Origin of the sequence: Paenibacillus etheri (genome assembly GCF_001012825.1) — a bacterium.
Lineage (GTDB): Bacteria > Bacillota > Bacilli > Paenibacillales > Paenibacillaceae > Paenibacillus_AQ > Paenibacillus_AQ etheri.
In genome coordinates this window covers 518,947-536,626 of the sequence record NZ_LCZJ02000019.1, presented here as the reverse complement: position 1 = coordinate 536,626, position 17,680 = coordinate 518,947, and the positions used below count along the sequence as shown (strand labels likewise).

Annotated in this window: 16 protein-coding genes; 14 read left to right on the top strand and 2 right to left on the bottom strand. The window is 38.7% G+C overall.

The features are described from left to right. Window positions 1–310 precede the first annotated feature (310 nt). A complete protein-coding gene (locus tag UQ64_RS11935; protein WP_245237944.1) occupies window positions 311–1,018 on the bottom strand; it encodes a MerR family DNA-binding transcriptional regulator in 708 nt (235 codons plus the stop codon). Between the two features lie 148 nt (window positions 1,019–1,166). Here UQ64_RS11935 and UQ64_RS11930 point away from each other — a divergent pair, with 148 nt between their 5' ends. The 14 genes from UQ64_RS11930 to UQ64_RS11860 all read left to right on the top strand — a co-directional run bounded on the left by UQ64_RS11930 (window position 1,167) and on the right by UQ64_RS11860 (window position 16,440). Next, window positions 1,167–2,033, top strand: coding sequence for an alpha/beta fold hydrolase (locus UQ64_RS11930; protein ID WP_060623671.1), 867 nt, complete (start codon window positions 1,167–1,169; stop codon window positions 2,031–2,033). A 701-nt stretch (window positions 2,034–2,734) separates the two neighbouring features. Then, window positions 2,735–3,292: an RNA polymerase sigma factor gene (locus UQ64_RS11920; RefSeq protein WP_060623809.1), complete on the top strand. Its 558-nt coding sequence runs from the start codon at window positions 2,735–2,737 to the stop codon at window positions 3,290–3,292. Continuing rightward, window positions 3,289–4,197, top strand: coding sequence for a hypothetical protein (locus UQ64_RS11915; RefSeq protein WP_245237933.1), 909 nt, complete (start codon window positions 3,289–3,291; stop codon window positions 4,195–4,197). The genes UQ64_RS11920 and UQ64_RS11915 overlap by 4 nt, the downstream gene beginning before the upstream one ends. A 371-nt stretch (window positions 4,198–4,568) precedes the next feature. Further along, window positions 4,569–5,897: a spore germination protein gene (locus tag UQ64_RS11910; RefSeq protein WP_060623669.1), complete on the top strand. Its 1,329-nt coding sequence runs from the start codon at window positions 4,569–4,571 to the stop codon at window positions 5,895–5,897. 22 nt (window positions 5,898–5,919) lie between these two features. After that, on the top strand, window positions 5,920–7,017 hold the full coding sequence (locus tag UQ64_RS11905) for a hypothetical protein (protein WP_060623668.1): 1,098 nt from the start codon (window positions 5,920–5,922) through the stop codon (window positions 7,015–7,017). Further along, window positions 6,999–8,105: a Ger(x)C family spore germination protein gene (locus UQ64_RS11900; RefSeq protein ID WP_082651090.1), complete on the top strand. Its 1,107-nt coding sequence runs from the start codon at window positions 6,999–7,001 to the stop codon at window positions 8,103–8,105. Before UQ64_RS11905 ends, UQ64_RS11900 begins: the two co-directional genes overlap by 19 nt. A gap of 183 nt (window positions 8,106–8,288) precedes the next feature. After that, window positions 8,289–8,618 (top strand): ArsR/SmtB family transcription factor, encoded by a 330-nt coding sequence (locus UQ64_RS11895; RefSeq protein ID WP_425339587.1) that lies wholly within the window; start codon window positions 8,289–8,291, stop codon window positions 8,616–8,618. Then, window positions 8,618–9,034: an SRPBCC family protein gene (locus tag UQ64_RS11890; protein ID WP_060623665.1), complete on the top strand. Its 417-nt coding sequence runs from the start codon at window positions 8,618–8,620 to the stop codon at window positions 9,032–9,034. Before UQ64_RS11895 ends, UQ64_RS11890 begins: the two co-directional genes overlap by 1 nt. Window positions 9,035–9,137: 103 nt before the next feature. Continuing rightward, on the top strand, window positions 9,138–12,305 hold the full coding sequence (locus tag UQ64_RS11885; protein WP_060623664.1) for an ATP-binding cassette domain-containing protein: 3,168 nt from the start codon (window positions 9,138–9,140) through the stop codon (window positions 12,303–12,305). 195 nt (window positions 12,306–12,500) lie between these two features. Then, window positions 12,501–13,868 carry a right-handed parallel beta-helix repeat-containing protein gene (locus tag UQ64_RS11880; RefSeq protein ID WP_082651089.1) on the top strand — a complete coding sequence of 456 codons (1,368 nt, stop codon included), beginning with the start codon at window positions 12,501–12,503 and terminating at the stop codon, window positions 13,866–13,868. Continuing rightward, entirely contained in the window at window positions 13,865–14,422 is a 558-nt protein-coding gene (locus tag UQ64_RS11875) for a nitrous oxide reductase accessory protein NosL (protein WP_060623663.1), read from the top strand. Before UQ64_RS11880 ends, UQ64_RS11875 begins: the two co-directional genes overlap by 4 nt. Beyond that, window positions 14,422–15,243 carry an ABC transporter permease gene (locus UQ64_RS11870; protein WP_060623662.1) on the top strand — a complete coding sequence of 274 codons (822 nt, stop codon included), beginning with the start codon at window positions 14,422–14,424 and terminating at the stop codon, window positions 15,241–15,243. Before UQ64_RS11875 ends, UQ64_RS11870 begins: the two co-directional genes overlap by 1 nt. Then, window positions 15,236–15,955, top strand: coding sequence for an ABC transporter ATP-binding protein (locus tag UQ64_RS11865; protein ID WP_060623661.1), 720 nt, complete (start codon window positions 15,236–15,238; stop codon window positions 15,953–15,955). Before UQ64_RS11870 ends, UQ64_RS11865 begins: the two co-directional genes overlap by 8 nt. Continuing rightward, the gene (locus UQ64_RS11860; protein ID WP_082651088.1) at window positions 15,952–16,440 is read left to right on the top strand and encodes a redoxin domain-containing protein; all 489 of its coding nucleotides are present in this window, start codon (window positions 15,952–15,954) and stop codon (window positions 16,438–16,440) included. Before UQ64_RS11865 ends, UQ64_RS11860 begins: the two co-directional genes overlap by 4 nt. Before the next feature lie 10 nt (window positions 16,441–16,450). Here the strand turns inward: UQ64_RS11860 and UQ64_RS11855 are convergent, their stop codons facing one another. Further along, entirely contained in the window at window positions 16,451–17,485 is a 1,035-nt protein-coding gene (locus UQ64_RS11855) for a PocR ligand-binding domain-containing protein (RefSeq protein ID WP_060623659.1), read from the bottom strand. Window positions 17,486–17,680: the final 195 nt, after the last annotated feature.

Below are 17,680 nucleotides of genomic sequence, written 5' to 3'. Positions count from 1 at the left end.
ACAAACAGGAATATGAAAATATTATAAATATGATTTCTAGAGGCTTTATTCCACCGTTGGAATTTTCAACATCATTGAGTTCAAGTTGTTATTTATTTGGATGTTCAAGACATAACCATCCTGAATATAATGGTTGAACAATGCATTAAGCCACTAGAAAAAAGTAGATATCGTAGCAGACGTTTTTGGCTAGCTTCGCAGAAGGAGCTGCTTTATGCTGATTTTAAGAATCCCAATTTAAATAAGGTCTACCGAAATAGTGGTTTTGTGGAAAGCGGGAAGATTGTTTGTTGATATCAAGTTATCAAGTTTAATAGTATTTCACATATTTCATAAGCTCAGCGATCCCCAAAAACTGCTTCATTAATTGACTATTCAATTTTTGCAACGCAAGCTCGAAGGACATTTCAACTTTTTTGTAGTTTTGTACCTCTATTTCATTCAGTAGCTGTTTCATATTCTCGATATAATATACGGTCTTTCTTAAACTGCTGATCAGTATAATCTTTCTTAATTCCGTTACAGTATAGACCCTATAGCCGTTATCTTTGTTTCTGTTAGAAGTAATAAGGCCTTCTTGTTCCCAATGTCGAATGGCTGATGGCTTAACGCCCGCCATTTGTGCAACTTCACCAATAGTCATTGTATTTGTTACCTCTAAATCTTTGTATTTTGATAAATCTGCATTACGGAACATGCGTAATACTTCCTCTAACCTAAGCTTTTCCGCATGTGTATTATGCTGTTCCTGATTGATTGACCAGAGTGCATACTCCACTTGCCGAGCTTTAATCTTTCTCATCACATCGTACACAACAGGAATCTCATATCCTTGCAAAAGTGCCCGGACCGTAATAAAAGCTTGGACATGAATGGCTGTGTAACACCGGCGATTGCTAGCGGTTCTTGGTACTTCGGGAACTAAGCCTTGATCTTCGTATCTTCTTAACGTAGTAGTACTTACATTTAATTTCTTAGCTATCATTGTAGGTGTATAAATATCTCCCATAATCGTCATCACCCAATAACATTCAATTTAAACCTTCAAGTGCTACAACAAGATTAAATCTAATTAAACAAGATATATCAAGGCTTAGAATGCGATAAACCGAAAGATTGCATGAATGTTATATGATATTTTTATAAAACAGTAAGGAGAGGATTGTTTGAATAAAATCATACGATTAACCAATCATTCAGCAATAGAAGTAGGATTAACGGGAGGATCAGATCGACCAACCATCATGTTACCTATCGCTAAAAAATCCGTGTACAATCAGGAGGCAGAAAATCTAAAGCTATGGGGCGTAGACCCTGAATTAGGTAAACATTTTGTTGAAGGTCTCGCGGATACGTTTCAAGTGCTTTATTTTGATTATGAAGGTCATCTCTTTCAACATCCAGTGGAGAACCTAACCGTAGACCATATTGTGAAGGATTTCCTCCTCATTGCTGATGAAATGAACGTTAAGAGCTTTAGCTACTACGGTTATTCCTGGCTAGCTTTAATTGGACTACAATTGGCTATCAGAACAAATCGTCTGGAGAGCTTGGTCATGGGAGGTTTTCCGCCTTATAAGGGTCCCTATCAAGAGATGCTGATTGTAACTCACAAAACACATACACAAGCATTGAATAATCAAAATGAGGCAGCTGAAAAAAGCTCTATTGAAACAGAAAATCCAGGTGAGATAGACTGGGATAACATAAAGGTATCGATGGATACCCGTGTAACAGCTCAATTTGTTGCCTTATACGAGAGCCTCACTGCTTTTGATGATCGTAGTATTCACCATTTGCTTAGTCTCCCAAAACTAGCTTTTGCAGGAGAAAATGATACGATTGTGTATGGTGATAATTTTGGAAATGTTACTGTTGATATCGCTGGGATATTAAAAATGAATAAAGCAAAGCTGAGTGATTTAGGCTGGGATGTTGAACTCCTAACGGGAACCCAAATGGATCATACAAAAGCTATGCAACCAGCCGTGGTTTTACCCTTGATTAAGCAATGGTTTGCAAGACAATTATAAATAAAGACAGGACTATAACTTGGGTGCATTGGTACTCCAGCTGTAAATGAAAGTGAGAGGGTTGCAATTAAAAAACTTGTATTGCAAGTGGCATCATGCGTTTTGGCATTTAGTTTACTCGATGCCTGTAACATCAAGAAGTCAACTCATCTACTCAAGAACAAAAACCTGCAGAGGTTACCTTGTTTCCGAAAAACGATCTCATGGATTCCATTGTAATTGACGATGTAAATGAGGATAAGTCGATTCGGGCGGAACAGCAAACGGAAAAGGGAACATTATTGATGATTTCCAAGGGTCAGTGGAGGGGATTCCTCTTCCTGATCTTTTTCGCGTTAAATATAAGAGTTCAATGGTCCCTTCACACAGAAGACCTGTTGCCTTATCGGGGCAGTATTGCCATATAGAAAGGTGCTGCGATTCATCCATAGTTTCTATTTTCAATATATTGGCCGGTGTTGCCCATTACAGGGTACATCGGCTTTTTTTCATAGGCACATTGGTTTATGAAGACAACTCAGGAATCAAAATGGTAAGATCACACGTCATAATATTGGCATTGAATGACGAAGCTTATGAAGACATAAATGGTGTGAAACTTATACTTTCTTAAATTTTAAGAAAAAACTTTTTTGCAACCAAAACCCTTCTTTTCTTACTTTATAAGTGAGGCCTTAATCAAACTGAACGGAAGTGATGGAGTGGAAGATAGTGAAATCATACAGCTGTACTTTGCGCGCAATGAAACAGCAATAGAAGAAACATCCAAAAAATACAGAAATTATTGTAACCGGATAGCTCATAACATTCTAACTAATGTTGAAGATTCGGAAGAATGCGTGAACGATACCTTTCTAGGAGCGTGGGAAGCGATACCGCCGAAAACCCCTGCAAAGCTATCATCTTTTTTGGGGAGGATCACACGAAATATTGCGTTAAATAAATACGATTATTACATGGCAAAAAAACGGAATAATAAATTCGATACGATTCTTGATGAATTAAATGATTGTTTATCCTCCCCAGACAATGTCGAAAGTCAATATGAGGAAGAACAAATCGCTGAATCCATAAGCAATTTCCTGCTGAAAATTAATGAAGATCATCGGAATATTTTTCTGAGACGTTACTGGTATTCCGATTCTTTGGCTGATATCGCAACACGATTTTCAATCAGTGAAAGCAAAACGAAATCTATCCTTTTCAGAACACGAAAAAAACTCCAATTACACCTTATGAAAGAGGGTTATATTCTATGAATAATAAAGATCTATTTAAGACTATTGGTTATGTAGACGGAAATCTGGTAGAAAAGGCTAACACTGCAAGACGGACGAATAAGAAAACAATTGTGAAGTGGGGAACCATGGCGGCCTGTGCTGCACTTGTGTTAGGAGTAGCTATTTACACATCACCTCTGAAGCCATCATTAACGAATTCACCACAAATATCGCAGCAAACTCCAGTCTCAGCACCGACCGGAGATCGGAAAATATTAAATTACAACGGATTTCGTTATGCATTCGTAAGTGATGGTGCTCAGTTTAAGTTCACAGGAGTAAAGCTTGAAAAATCACTTGGAAGCTTAGATTTTGATATCAACCAAGAGATCGGGAAGAACGATGGAGACAAAGATGTAGAAAAAAATTATGCGTCTACGTTCGCAGTTGGAGGTAAGCTATATGAAATCCCGACGTACCCATCCCAATTCCGCATAGCTGTTAAGTATGAGGAGAATTACTATTTGGCAGAAATCGTGGCGAAGACAGACGATTCTACGATGACAGCTAAGGAATATCTGGATATGTCTAATCTAAAAGATCATTCAAAAAATATCCATGTTCTTAATCATGTGGGGAATGACGTGTTAAAGAAAATGACGGATCATGCATCTGTGGAGTCTATCATTGATGGGCTGTACAGCGCAAAAACAGCTGATTTAAGCAATAAAGAATACGAAGCTATTGCAGAGGCGCAATCCCAAGGGAAATCGTATCAGCTAAAGTTCAACCTCAAGGACGGAACCTATATGGCCATGTATATCATTCCTGAATTAAGGGTCGTGTCTATGGGAGATGCTTATTATCATTTGCCTGACACCTTCTTTGATCAATCCGGAGAACTTTTTTCAGGGCTTAAACAAGAAGTGTTGCCGCTTTACTGAGTAGAGATGTAATGAAGTGATCTAAACAAGGGTGGGGAAGAATGTATAATAATAAATTGAAAATCAATAGATCAAAATCGCTAGTGATGGAGATGTTAATGTGGATAAAGGAAAAGGAAATTCTGAAGTTATGAATTTTATGGATGGGGATGTTGTGTATCTGATTCCACATATGTTCTGACAAGATCATATCTCGGCAGATACTCCGGAGGGCATGCAGGGACAAAGGTGATAAACCTTGTTCCTGCCTTTTTGTTTTATAACTAGGAGTATGAACTTGGTTCTTTCGATTATTAGTCTATTTATAGACAAGGATAAAATTGTGGATAAAAGGAAAAGATGTTAAAAAAGAACCGGAGGATTGTTGCATCATGATCGAAGCCTTTCAACTAATTAAGAAGCAGCTATCTACCTCAAGCGATTTGAAGAAGGAACTCGTCCGAATTCAGGATATTGAGTTGGAAATCCTTTACTTGGTTAGCGTTTGCGATGAAAAGAAAATTAAGGCTGATCTAATCTTCCCCATACTAGAATGCTCGGGGAAAGAGGAATTCAAGGATTATCTGACTTCGCTTCCTGACATCAGTAAACCGGAGAAAGATCAAGACATTTTGCAAAAGTTGATGATCGGTCATGCCTGTATTCAAATGGAAAACGAGCTTTTCTTGTTCAACGCGAAAAAAGTGCTCAATAATCAGCTTGGGGATGCAAGCTCGGAAACGGCGATTTATGGCTCGCAACGTTCATTCAGTGATGTGATTGATACAAATCTCAATTTAATTCGGTATCGTTATCCCTCCCCAAATCTTGTTTATGAGAAAAGCAAGGTTAGTGGAGTACCACAGACAGAAGTCGGAATAATTTATGACAGTCTACTAGTTGATAAAGGAGTATTAAGCGAACTTCAAACGCAGCTCGCTTCGGTCAAACCGGAAGTCATTCTTTCGGCAGCACACCTTCAAAGATTACTTACTACTCGTAAATACTCGCTTTTTCCTATATTGATGATTACGGAAAGACCGGATCGCGTCGTGTTAAATCTGAAACAAGGCAAAGTCGTTTTACTTGTCGAAGGTAGCCCATTCGTTTTAATCGCTCCGGCTACTTTTTATGATTTTATTTCCTCGATGGATGATGCTTTTGAGCAGTTATGGATCAGTATAAGCTTAGTGGTGCTACGTTACATTAGCATTTTCATTACGGTGCTGCTTCCTGGTATCTATATTTCTATGGTCTCTTTCAACCCTGAGTTGTTTCAAGCCCAACTAGCCTTCTCTATTGCCGGTAGTCGAGCGAATATCCCCTATCCGTCGTATATTGAAGTGCTCATTATGATGTTTTTAATCGATACATTAATCGAAGCTAGCATAAGGCTACCCAAATCGATTAGCGCGGCGGCAACGACGGTTGGCGGGTTAATTCTAGGACAAGCTGCGCAGCAGGCAAATATGGTTAGTAATATCATGATTATTGTAACCTCCGCCATAGGTATTGCCAATTTTGTCGTACCTATTAATTCTATGAGTTTCGCATTACGGATTGTAAAATATCCTTTTATCTTGTTAGCTAGTTTATTTGGATATGTGGGCCTAATCGCAGGACTATTTTGTTTGATTGTTTACTTGAACGATTTAAAGAGCTTTGGTAAGCCATATTTAAAAGTGTTTATTGGAGAACATGAAAAATTAGGAAAATTATAAAGGTAAAGGAGGATGCTTTTCCTTGAATCGCTATGTTTTTTATGTATTATGGTGTGATGGGATAACCATCTCAGGTCTTTTATTATATAACCTTTTATTAGATGAACGGTTTAGTGGAAGCATAATGGCTATCGTTATAAGTGCACTTAGCGGCATGATATTTCTTGTAACAATAACGAAGTCATTAGGGCATTTTCCGAAGCAAGGTTTGCCTGAAATCCTTCGGATGTTTTTACCGGCAGGGGCAAGAGTATCATTATTAATATTTTTTTCAATTATGACTATAACAAAAGGATGTATCATGATAGGATATGCATCATCCTTTTTTAATTTGTATCTAATAGATGTAAAAACAATTACTATCATTGCATTTATGTTTATTACAGTATCTTGGGGAGCTACACGGTCAAGTAAAACAATCCTAAGTACGCTAGAGCTGGTTCTTTTTATTTGTATTCCTATAATGTATTACATTTTAACAAAAGCCGTTTTTAGCCAAGGAATAGAGTGGAATTCTATTAAAGCAATGGCAGATTATGCATTCACTTGGCCGAAATGGGAAACGATTGCGGCTGCAAATAGTGTTTTCTCAGGGTTTGTTGGCTTAATCATATTTAACCGAGTTGTGCCCAGTAAAATAAAATGGAAGTTCATCCCCCTCCTCCTTATTGTTAATCTGCATATTTTAGTCACTGGTTTGCTTATTTCCATTGGGATTCACGGCACTTATGGGGTGGGAAATTATATAGCCCCCACGTATTCTGCATTAGATTCTATTGGTATCATGTCAGGATTATTTTCTCGTACAATTATGCCCTATTTTCTCATAATCCTTTTTTTGCTCTTAATATATGCGGCTGTAACCATTCATGTTGGACTTGAACTGTTGAAAGGGTGCTTCTCAATGAAATTTCAAACCAATCCACGAAAGGAACAACTATTATCTTGGATAATCTGCGGCCTTTTCACCGTTATTACAATGATCTACTTCAACACATTCACGCTAAAACAAATTAAATACCATACAGTCAATTGGTTTGAGCTTCGATTTTATACCGAATTTCTGATGGTTGCGCTTATTGCGTTGTTTGCTGTAATGAAATGGAAGCGGAGAGTATGAAAACCATCTACCTGTTGGTCCTCTGCTTTACAATGGCTATACAATCGGGTTGTGCCTTCAAGGATATCGACAAACGAATATTCGTGATCGCCATTGGAGTAGATAAATCAGATGATATAAATAATCCATATCGTGTGACTTTGAAATTAGCTTTACCCACCCAAAAACTTGATCCTTCTGTGAATAATACTCAAATCATAAGCGAGAATTCCAAAACGATAACAGGTGCGATCGGGCGGATAACCGCAAAAACATCAAAAGATCTCAATTATGGCCTCTTGGAAGCATGTGTTTTGGGTGAATCCATAGTCAATGAGAATATCAACGAGCCGCTTAATTGGTTGTCGCGAAGATTCGATATTCCGATGGAAGGGATGGTAGCATTAGGGAAGCCCAACGCGGAGACTGTTCTTAAAATGAAACCAAGATCAGAAAATTACTCTGGTAATGCATTGTTTTTAAGCCTGTCTGAATCGGGATCAATCTCATCGTTCACAGTTCCCGAACATCTTTATGATTTCTATCGGCGAACGACTGAAAAGGGCGTGGACCCCTACTTGCCGGTCATTGAGACTGAAAATGAGGTATACAAAATTGATACGGCTGCTCTTTTAGACAAACAGAAGTTAAAAGTGATTTTGACTCCGGATGAAACTCGCGTCTTTAAAGAACTGCTGCAAAGTTATCCTCACTTCGAAATCACTACAAAAATGGTAGATCAACCTTTCGTCTTAACTATTGAACAATTGAAGAGCCGCTATACGATTTATACACACAATAAAAATAAACCAATTATTCATGTAACTGTCCAAATGCGCGGAATTGTAGAAGAATTCGTAAACCAACTGTATGAAGAAAATTGGACTAAATTTGAAAAGCATGTTGAACAGGAAGAAAAGACGAAGATATCAAGCTTGCTGAAAAAGCTGCAAAAAAACGGGATAGATCCGTTCGGTTTCGGATTGCTCTATAGAGCTACCCGGCATGAAGGGGATAAAGAATGGGAGCAATGGCAGTCTATTTATCCCGAAGCTATTTTTGATGTAAATGTTAAAGTTTCTATACTGGGAACGGGAGCAATAAAATAATTAGTTTCAAGAATTCGTGATATTCATTCTTAAATCCCTTTAAAAACAGATAATGAAATTTTTAAATTATTGACACGACACCTTTTGGTGTCTTATAATTAATTAGACACTAAATGGTGTCCGATTAGGTGCTGATGAAGTATAATCGGTTACACTACAGGTAATATTACGGAAAAGGTGGGGGTGGTTTTGAACGATAATAGTCAAGTGAGGGATGTATATGACGCTGTTGCAGATCCAACAAGGCGAAAATTACTTCAAATCCTGGCTGATGTTGATGAATTACCCCTATATGAAATCACGGTTCATTTTGAAATGGGTCGTACTGCAGTTTCTAAGCACTTGTCTATTCTTAAAGATGCAGATCTTGTAGTTGCTCGAAAGGTTGGTAGAGAAACGAGGTATCGTTTGAATGCCAATCCATTGAAAGAAATACGGGATTGGGTATCTTTTTACGAAGGTTTCTGGAAAGAAAGAATCGATAAACTAAAACTATTATTGGAGGAAGAATAATGAAACCAGATGTATCCTTAGATTATCAATTTACAAGCTCCATCGAGAAGGTATGGAATGCATTAACGGATTCTGATACACTTGCGAAATGGATTTGGAGTAATGACTTTAAGCCAGTCGTAGGGCATAAATTTCAATTTCGTGCAGAGCCAAATGAATGGTGGGATGGTATTGTAGATTGCGAGGTTCTCGTAGTAGACGAGCCAAATACATTATCCTATACTTGGCATAGTGCTGGAGAAGGCACTACAGTTACTTGGACTTTGAGCAAAGAGTCAGATGGTAAGGTTCATCTACATCTTGGTCAATCTGGATTTAGTGAAGAGACCAAAGCCCGCCAAGGTGCTATCGAGGGAGCTAAATATGCTTGGGCGAATATGGGCAGTCAGCTTGAAAAAGTATTAGCAGAATCGTAATTTCAAGAATAGGGCGCTTTTCTGAAACACGGAAAGTGCCCTTTTTAATGGAATAAATCATGGCAATACTAAATGAAGAGAATGGAGATGAGATGATACCACTATGAAAATAAACCGATTAATTGCGAACAATATTAATAAGTTAGATGCAGTATTACCAGGAGATAAATCCCTGGGGATTGCGGGTTTGTCCGGTTCTGGCAAAACAACCTTTTGTCAAACCATCGGCGAAGAATCCAAGAAGCGTCTCGTTTCTTTATTGCCAAAGGCAGAATATCAGTATTTATTCCCTAACATTATGGAAACTAATTTCAGTGCAATCCAGATGGAAGAAATGCCACTTGTACTTTTTCTAGGGAGATCATCCATTTCATCTAATCCTCGGTCAACCATTGGCACACATACGGGTGTGTTCACAGAGATTCGTGTTGCGATTGCTGAACAATATAACCTATCTCCAGAGGTTTTTTCATTTAATAATGAATTAGGCTGGTGTCCAGATTGTAAAGGTCGCGGAACTACTAAGAATGTTGAATGCAAAAAGTGTAAGGGGAAGCGGTATAATCACCAAACTGAACAATACAAAATGGAGTTATTGGATCAAGAGATGAGTATTTCCGATATTAACGACTTAAGTATTGAAACCATTTTTTCTCTAGCAGAAGTTCTGAGAATTAGTGAAGGTAAACAAAATATTCTAAAAAACATAATCCACATGAATATTGGTTATTTAACTTTAAATCGCATTATGGGCACCTTGTCAGGTGGAGAGTTAACACGACTTTACTTAGCGGAATTCATGGCAACCAGTGAAAACACCGTAATTATCATAGATGAAATCTCCGTGGGACTAGATCACCAAACCCTTTTGAAAATATTAGAGCAGATTAAACAATTAGGTTTTAAGAATCAAATTTGGCTCATTGATCATTCTGACACGGTATTAGACATAACGGATGATCAATTGTTCTTTGGACCAGGAAGCGGAAAATACGGCGGGAAAATCGTTGAAGAATCACCACGTCCGGCGCCCATCAATGGAGAGATAAATCAGGCTGAACCAACAGAATACTATCATTTTCATGATCTTTACTGTCGTAATATTCAAATAGCCGAAATTCAGATTCCCCGTAATAGACTTGTAACGTTTACAGGTGAATCTGGATGTGGTAAATCTACACTGGTCAATGAGTGTATGTCCAAAGATTTTGTGAAGCGATATCCCAAAGATAAGCTGGTCATTGTTGGGCAAGATCGTAACCAATCGATTACTAGTCGTTCTACCGTTGCGACATTTCTTGATATTAAAAGAAAGCTCACAAAATATAGTGAAGAGATCGATGATATTTTTCAGCGTTCGATTGAAGATATTATTGATGAACTGCCGAATGAAGACATCGCTCATAAACGCTTAAGTTTATTGATCAAGCTTGGACTTGGTTATTTGACGCTAGAAAGAAAAACACAGTCTTTATCAACAGGTGAATTTCAATGTGTTCATTTAGTTTCTGAGCTGTTTGCGGGTTCAAGAAACCCGAATACGCTTTTTATTTTTGACGAGCCTTCCAAAGGGTTATCACAAAATATTCTAAATCAATTCATTGATAGCATTAGAGTCATTCTTCAGGACGAATCCGTCTCTATAATGATGATTGAACATAACTCGTATATGCTGGAAAACTCTGATTTTATCGTTGATTTTGGCAAAAGACAGCTTGAACCTGTGGAACATCTCGAAGTTGTCAATCATGAAGAATATTATCGTCAACAAATCTGTGAAGATCCTATCGCTCCATTGCAGATTTCTTCAACCCTGCGTCAAGAAAATGGTATTAATTATTTAAAAGAAAATCAAATTTCCTATTTTAAAAATGCTGAAAATATTTATAAAGGCGGCATCTTAAAAAGCTTATCCTCTATGGCGCGTTTGATTTATGGTGAATACGAATCAGATACCATTGCACCTGTCATTGCCATTGATCTGGAACGCCATTTATATAGTCAATATACTTTTCTGTATGAAATTGGTGGCTTGATCAACCATATTGTAACGGCGCATCCCACCAATAAAGATACGAGCAGCTTCGATTTCTATTATCAAGACAATCATTGTCCATGCTGCAAGGGACGTCGGGTTGTTGAAAAATTTGATTTTGATGTTGTTCTTCAGGACAAAAATGTACCATTTTGGGATGGCTTGTTGCATCCAGATGCAATGGATATTCTAAAATTCTATCAATTTCCTAAAATAAAATTCATCTTTGAAGAGATTAAGAATGAACTCGGACAAGATATCAGCAAGAGTTACAATGAGATGACCGATGCAGAAAAGCATACTTTTTGGTACGGGTATTGGGAAAAGTCATTTTATGATAAAGCAAGCAAGGCAACGAGAACTTGGGAAGGGTTTAATTACATCATTGGGAACTACATGGTGATATCGAAAGCGATTATAAAAGAGCATATCAAACAATCCAAAATAATGATTACCTGTCCCATCTGTCAAGGAACCGTACTTAATCACCATAAGAAGCTAAAATTTGGCGACACGGATATTCGCGAGATCATTGGACAACCTCTTGATCAAGTGATTAGAACCGTTGGTAATTTAGAGGTACTCCAAAAAATGAAGGCCATTGTCGGCGGCGATATGGTTCTGACGGAGGAAGTCTCGCTTTTACCAAGGGAAACACAAGTTGCTCTAAAAATGTTTGAACTTGAAGTAGCGAGCTTTGCGCACTATGAAATGGTATTGCAAAATGCACTGCCATTCTGGGGCAATATTAGCGGCAGTATTGAATCTATTAGCTTGAATAATCGGATTACGATTTGTGATTTTGATAATATCACCGAAACCAGAGAATACATCATTGATAAGTATTTCACGAATGGAAAATACAAAAAACTGACCTATGTTTATGAAGCATTTGGTTACAAAAAGTTGGTCACGTTAATTAATAAGATAAAAGCCAGTCACCCATGTCCATTCTGTAAAGGAAAGAAAGTCATATCAGAAGATGGACTCCATGATGGTGTTTATAAATTAACGATTCCATGTGTGAGTTGCTATGCAAGTGGCATTAATGATGAAGGTCGTAAGGAAATGGTTGAAGGCATTGATGTGCAGACCTGGCTAACTGGTAATGTTAGTGAGGTCGCGACTGAAAGCTCAAATATTGATGCTGTAGCAGATATTCCAATTTTCAATCGTATTCGGGAGTTGAATAAACAAGAAATGATGGCTGTTTATCATTATCTTGAGAATAATTAGCTGACCTAATGAAACTGCGCATAGCGCGGTTTTTTTACTGTGACATAACTCACAATTCAGACACATCTTTTTAGTAGGGATAGCTACATTGAGCTATAGGCATGTATCTTCCTTTTCTTTACAATTAGGCGTAATGATTGTTCTCTGAATGGGAGTGATAGATAAGAGAATGAATCGCTGACAAGGGGGTGAACAATGGTTATACGCAAAAGTTTCCTTTACCCAGGTATTTTTAGAGTATTGATTCTGATGTTATTCAGCCTTTTATTAATAATCACAACCTATAGCGGGAGTGCCTATGCAAATACTACTTCGGAAGCGATTCCACTTCAGCCGATTATTGATGCGGCACAAATTGGAGATTCAATTACTTTAGCTCCAGGTACTTATCTCGGCCCGGTTTATATTAACAAAAGACTGACGATTAGCGGGGAAGGAAGGGCAACACTATTAAATTCATCTCCCGATGCTGAGGTTGCAGTTATGATTCAGGCTGATGGGGTAAAGCTTCAAGGACTTAATATACAGCAGGATAACGGGGGAGAAGCGGCAGCGATTCGGGTGGAAGCCGATCAGGTAACTTTGAAAGATTTAGTCATACATACATTTGGCTTTGGCATTATGCTACGTGAGGCTGATAGTGGAGTTATAGTAAACAATAAAATCCGTTGGTTTATACCTAAAGGTGCTACTTCAAGAAAAAGAGGTAATGGCATCGATCTCTATAACTCTCATGGTTCAGATATTAGAGAAAATGAAATCTCTTATCTCCGAGATGGCATTTATTTAGAGAAGAGTCGCAATACAAAGGTTGATCACAATCGGCTCTTCCATTTGCGATACGGTGTTCACTGTATGTATATCAATGGATCATCTGTAACGAACAATATTGGAGAATACAACATTACTGGCGCGATGGTGATGGGAGTGAGCGACGTTATGGTATCAGGAAACTCTTTCCGTAAACAAAACCAGAATGTTCATTCTCAAGGAATCCTGCTCTTTGACGTTCGTACCTCTCAGATTGTAAATAACGTTGTGGAAGGAAATCGGGTAGGAATCTATATGCAACAATCCTCCGACAACACTCTCCAGAATAATATGGTGCTCCGAAATTATATTGGGATTCAATTTGAGGGCTCTGAAGGCAACCGCTTTCAGAAGAATGCTTTTATTGCAAATGTGATTGAAGCAGAGGCAACAGATTCCAAAAATAATAAGATGACGAGAAATTTTTGGGATTCATTCGAAGGGCTGGATGTATCGGGTGATGGCGTAAGTGATTTGCCATATGCTATTAATCCATTTTATCAGCAATTAGTTACTGAGAATGCTGCTTATCAGCTCTTTTTTCAATCACCGGGCATGACATTTTTAAGCGATCTGTATACAAATGATAAAGAACAATGGTCCACTGATTCAGAGCCACTTATGCAATTGGATTCAGTTCATGCAAATGTTGGACAAGTAAGTGAGGGGCAAGGGTCAGTAATGGTAGTGGGTTGGCTGCTATTGTTCTTCGCTGTGATCACAATACTATATATGGGGGTATTAAGGTTATGAAAAAATGGAGTTTAGTACTGATGATGATGATGGGTTTGTTAATTCTGGCGGCTTGTGGCCCCAAAAAGTTTGAACCGTTGGCGATTAATGAAAAAGTTGATATTTGCGCGATTTGCAATATGCAGGTTAAGGACGATGCTTTTGCTACACAACTAACAACAAAAGACGGGAAGAATTATAAGTTTGATGATATTGGTTGTATGAATGAATGGAAGAACAAGAATGGAACCAAAAACATTGGAAAGGACTATGTCCGTGACTATAACGACAAAGAATGGGTAGAATTCAGTAAGGCCAGCTTTGTCTATGATGAGACACTACGCACACCTATGGCGTATGGAGTTATCAGCTTCAAGGACACTGCTTCAGCCGAAGCTTTTGTGAAGGAACAAGGTGTTGGAAGCGTTCTGTCAGCAAGTGATCTGTCCAAGCATGAATGGAAACAAAATACGGATATGATGCAAATGGATATGAATGGCGGAGAAGGTCATATGGACGAGCATAAGTCTGAGGAAATGGAAGGTATGACATCGGATAAAGAGATGGATATGTAATGGTTGATATCCTGCAAGTCGCACGCAGAGAGATTAAAATGGGGTTTCGAAATCCATGGGCTTATTCTTTTTTGGCATTATTTTGTGCGTTTAGTCTTGGCTTACTGCTGATTAATGCACAAAATGAGATTCAAGGCTATACCGCAGTTAAAGGTTCCATGCTAAGTCTGATTTTGTATCTGCTGCCGCTTATGACCTTATTTCTAGGCTCTTTTTCACTGACTTCAGAAAAGGAAGAAGGTAGTTGGCAGCTTTTATCTACTTATCCAATAGGAACGTTGTCATTTATTCTTGGCAAGTATGTGGGTCTGGCTGTCGTATTACTTACGGTTGTGGCTTTCGGCTATGGTTTAATGGGAATGATTAGTGGATTCTTGGGCATGGCCTATGATTCTACTACTTACTTTCTATTTTTATTTTTTTCCGCAGGACTTGTTTTACTATTCTTGACCATCGCCTTGTTTATCGGTTCATTATCAAGAAACCGCTGGCAGGCGCTGACTGTTTCTGTTGCTGTGTGGTTTTTCACAGTAATAGGGTGGCCGACCTTTTTGATCGCCTTTTTAGGTTTAATGCCTTATCTCTGGATTAAGCCCTTGCTGGTCGTATTCACAATACTCAACCCAGCAGAGCTTGTTCGGTTATTTGTTGTAATTAAGCTGGGCGGAGGTTCAGTGCTGGGACCTGAATATTACCAATGGGTAGAATGGATAAATGGTTCGAAGGGTAGTTTGTTGTTTATGGGAGTCTGTCTAGTCTGGATGTTGAGCTCGATCCTGTTTGTATATTGGATATGGGAAAGGGGGCGCTCTCGTGGATAACCCCTTAGTGAATGTAAAGGGAATCTCTAAGGTTATTAAAAAGCAAACAATAGTTGAAGAGATTAGCTTTCAAATCCCCACTGGGAGCATACTTGCACTATGTGGTGGTAACGGGGCTGGCAAAAGTACCGTTTTGCGAATGGTTGCGGGTATTCTTCAGCCTTCGGTGGGCGAAATCTCAGTGGGTGGTTTATACTGGCACAAATCACGCAAACAATTCTCGAAACAAATTGGTTATATGCCGGATGATTATCAATTCAATCAGGGGCTGTCGGCAGAGGAAGCTCTGACTTTTTGGGCCGCTCTCCGTAGGGTACCCAATCGCAAAGCGAGAGTCAACGAAGTCCTTGGCTTAGTAGGTCTAGAGGATAAACGAAATCGTCTGGTCAACACCTTTTCAAAGGGAATGCGTCAGCGTATCTTATTTGCTCAGGCATTGCTGGCCAAACCTTCGTTGCTAATTATGGACGAACCCACAAACGGTCTTGACCCTTTTTGGATGAATGAATTCGTAGACCTACTCCAAAGAATCAAGGAAGAAGGGCATACCGTTATTTTCTCCACACACCAGTTAGAAATCGCTGATAAAATCGCTGATCAGATTGTCTTTCTAAGTCATGGAAGAAATGTTGGTTCAGGTCCGACCAAAGAATTTCATACAAAATTTGGTTCTCTGTATACAGCCTTTAATCATAGTCTGGGTCTGAAATGAGCATGCGTCGAATCATTGCTTTGCTGGTGATTATCGCAGCTGCCACGACTGTTGTATGGGTATTTAGCCATAATGAAACAAGAGATTCATCTGAGAGGATTGCAGTGGGCTCTATCGCTCCCGAATTTGATGCTACAACTATAGAAGGCAAAAAGGTTCGTCTAAGTGATTTCCTGGGACAGATTGTGGTGCTTAACTTTTGGGCTTCCTGGTGCACGTCATGTGTGCGTGAAATGCCCCTTCTGAATGACATTCACAAATCCACTAGTTCTCAAATTGAAACCTTGTTTATTAATGTTGGTGAGTCTAAAGGGACTGTATCAGAATATCTTAAGGATCATAATTTTTCTTTTCCAGTTGTCATTGATGTTACCGGAAAAATCTCTACTGCATACGGAGTTAGTGCGCTTCCTGCCACGTTTATTATAAACGGTGAGGGAAAGATCAAAGAGGCTATATTAGGCGAAATCACAGATTTCCCCTAAATGCAGCTAATCAATTCATATACATATTCCGGTATACAGCCGGGGTGAGGTTCTCGAACCGTTTGAATGTTTTAATAAAATAACCAGTATCACAAAATCCTAAATCATCGCTCACTTGATTAATAGGTGCGTCTGTAGTTTCCAGCAGCTGCTTGGCCCATTCAATCTTGAGCCTGGCGATGAAGAGGGAGAAGTTCTCGCCTGTTTCTTTTGTAAATATGCGACTGAAATAACTGGGGCTGATATGACAAAGCTTGGCCATTTCTTTTAGACTGAAATTTTCATTCTTGTGGGCATAGATGTAATCAAACGCAGGCTGAAGCACTGAATTTGTAGAGACGAACCTTTGAGCCCCATTCTTCAGTTTGGTCTCGATAAGTGCCCCTGACAATTCTTGCTGAATGGATTGAATTTTGCGGTACGCACGGTCTGTCTCATCGAAATCTTCAGCTGAAGCAGGTGTGTCAATATTTGAGGTCAGCACTCTTTTATACAAATCGACAGTGGTACGTTTCTGAATGGCTTCTTCCACGATATAGGTGCTTAACTGAAGTAGTAGGTCAACGCACTTCGTTACTTCATCATAGGATAAGACAGGGAGTGCCTCGTAATCCTCTTGAAGCGTCTTAAACTTCATGTTCGCCTCTACATTAGGTGGTCTGGATACAATCTGCTCCAGATTCGACACGTCAGGCTCACGAAGCTTAAGTTGCCCTGCCATAATTGCACCCAGATATTGATTGTCAATAATTATTGGAATGGCAATATCGATAATGTTGAAATGGCATAAATAAATATAAGGCTTGTTCTGACGAACCGCTTCAATGCCAGCACGTGCATCACATTTTTGACAGAACTGAGAGAGTTCAGAATCTTGGCGTACGCCTTGGCAGAAAGGCTGACAGAAGCTGTGCTTAGTCACGGGAACACCTTTATAATCAACGGTAAGGATGGCCATTTTAGTAACAAGCGATAAGGAGTCCTGCAACTTCTCCCATTTCTTCAAATCAATAATTTCTTCTAAATTAAATCGAGATTTGGGCATCACGATATTCTCCTAGGAAAGTTATAGAAACATAATGTACATTATAGCGAATTTTTGTACTAAAGGACAAGATAATACAATTTCTTTAAGAGAAGACAAAAAAACATGATAAGAAAACGCTTTATTTAGACCTTATTGTTTCATGCATACTGAAATAGAGCAATCTATAATAATAACTATATACAACCTAGGAGG

Coding starts and splice junctions, on each gene's coding strand:
- UQ64_RS11880 (WP_082651089.1), top strand. CDS start 12,501: ATGGTTATACGCAAAAGTTTCCTTTACCCAGGTATTTTTAGAGTATTG.
- UQ64_RS11885 (WP_060623664.1), top strand. CDS start 9,138: ATGAAAATAAACCGATTAATTGCGAACAATATTAATAAGTTAGATGCA.
- UQ64_RS11870 (WP_060623662.1), top strand. CDS start 14,422: ATGGTTGATATCCTGCAAGTCGCACGCAGAGAGATTAAAATGGGGTTT.
- UQ64_RS11875 (WP_060623663.1), top strand. CDS start 13,865: ATGAAAAAATGGAGTTTAGTACTGATGATGATGATGGGTTTGTTAATT.
- UQ64_RS11915 (WP_245237933.1), top strand. CDS start 3,289: ATGAATAATAAAGATCTATTTAAGACTATTGGTTATGTAGACGGAAAT.
- UQ64_RS11890 (WP_060623665.1), top strand. CDS start 8,618: ATGAAACCAGATGTATCCTTAGATTATCAATTTACAAGCTCCATCGAG.
- UQ64_RS11910 (WP_060623669.1), top strand. CDS start 4,569: ATGATCGAAGCCTTTCAACTAATTAAGAAGCAGCTATCTACCTCAAGC.
- UQ64_RS11935 (WP_245237944.1), bottom strand. CDS start 1,018: ATGACGATTATGGGAGATATTTATACACCTACAATGATAGCTAAGAAA.
- UQ64_RS11855 (WP_060623659.1), bottom strand. CDS start 17,485: ATGCCCAAATCTCGATTTAATTTAGAAGAAATTATTGATTTGAAGAAA.
- UQ64_RS11860 (WP_082651088.1), top strand. CDS start 15,952: ATGAGCATGCGTCGAATCATTGCTTTGCTGGTGATTATCGCAGCTGCC.
- UQ64_RS11900 (WP_082651090.1), top strand. CDS start 6,999: ATGGAAGCGGAGAGTATGAAAACCATCTACCTGTTGGTCCTCTGCTTT.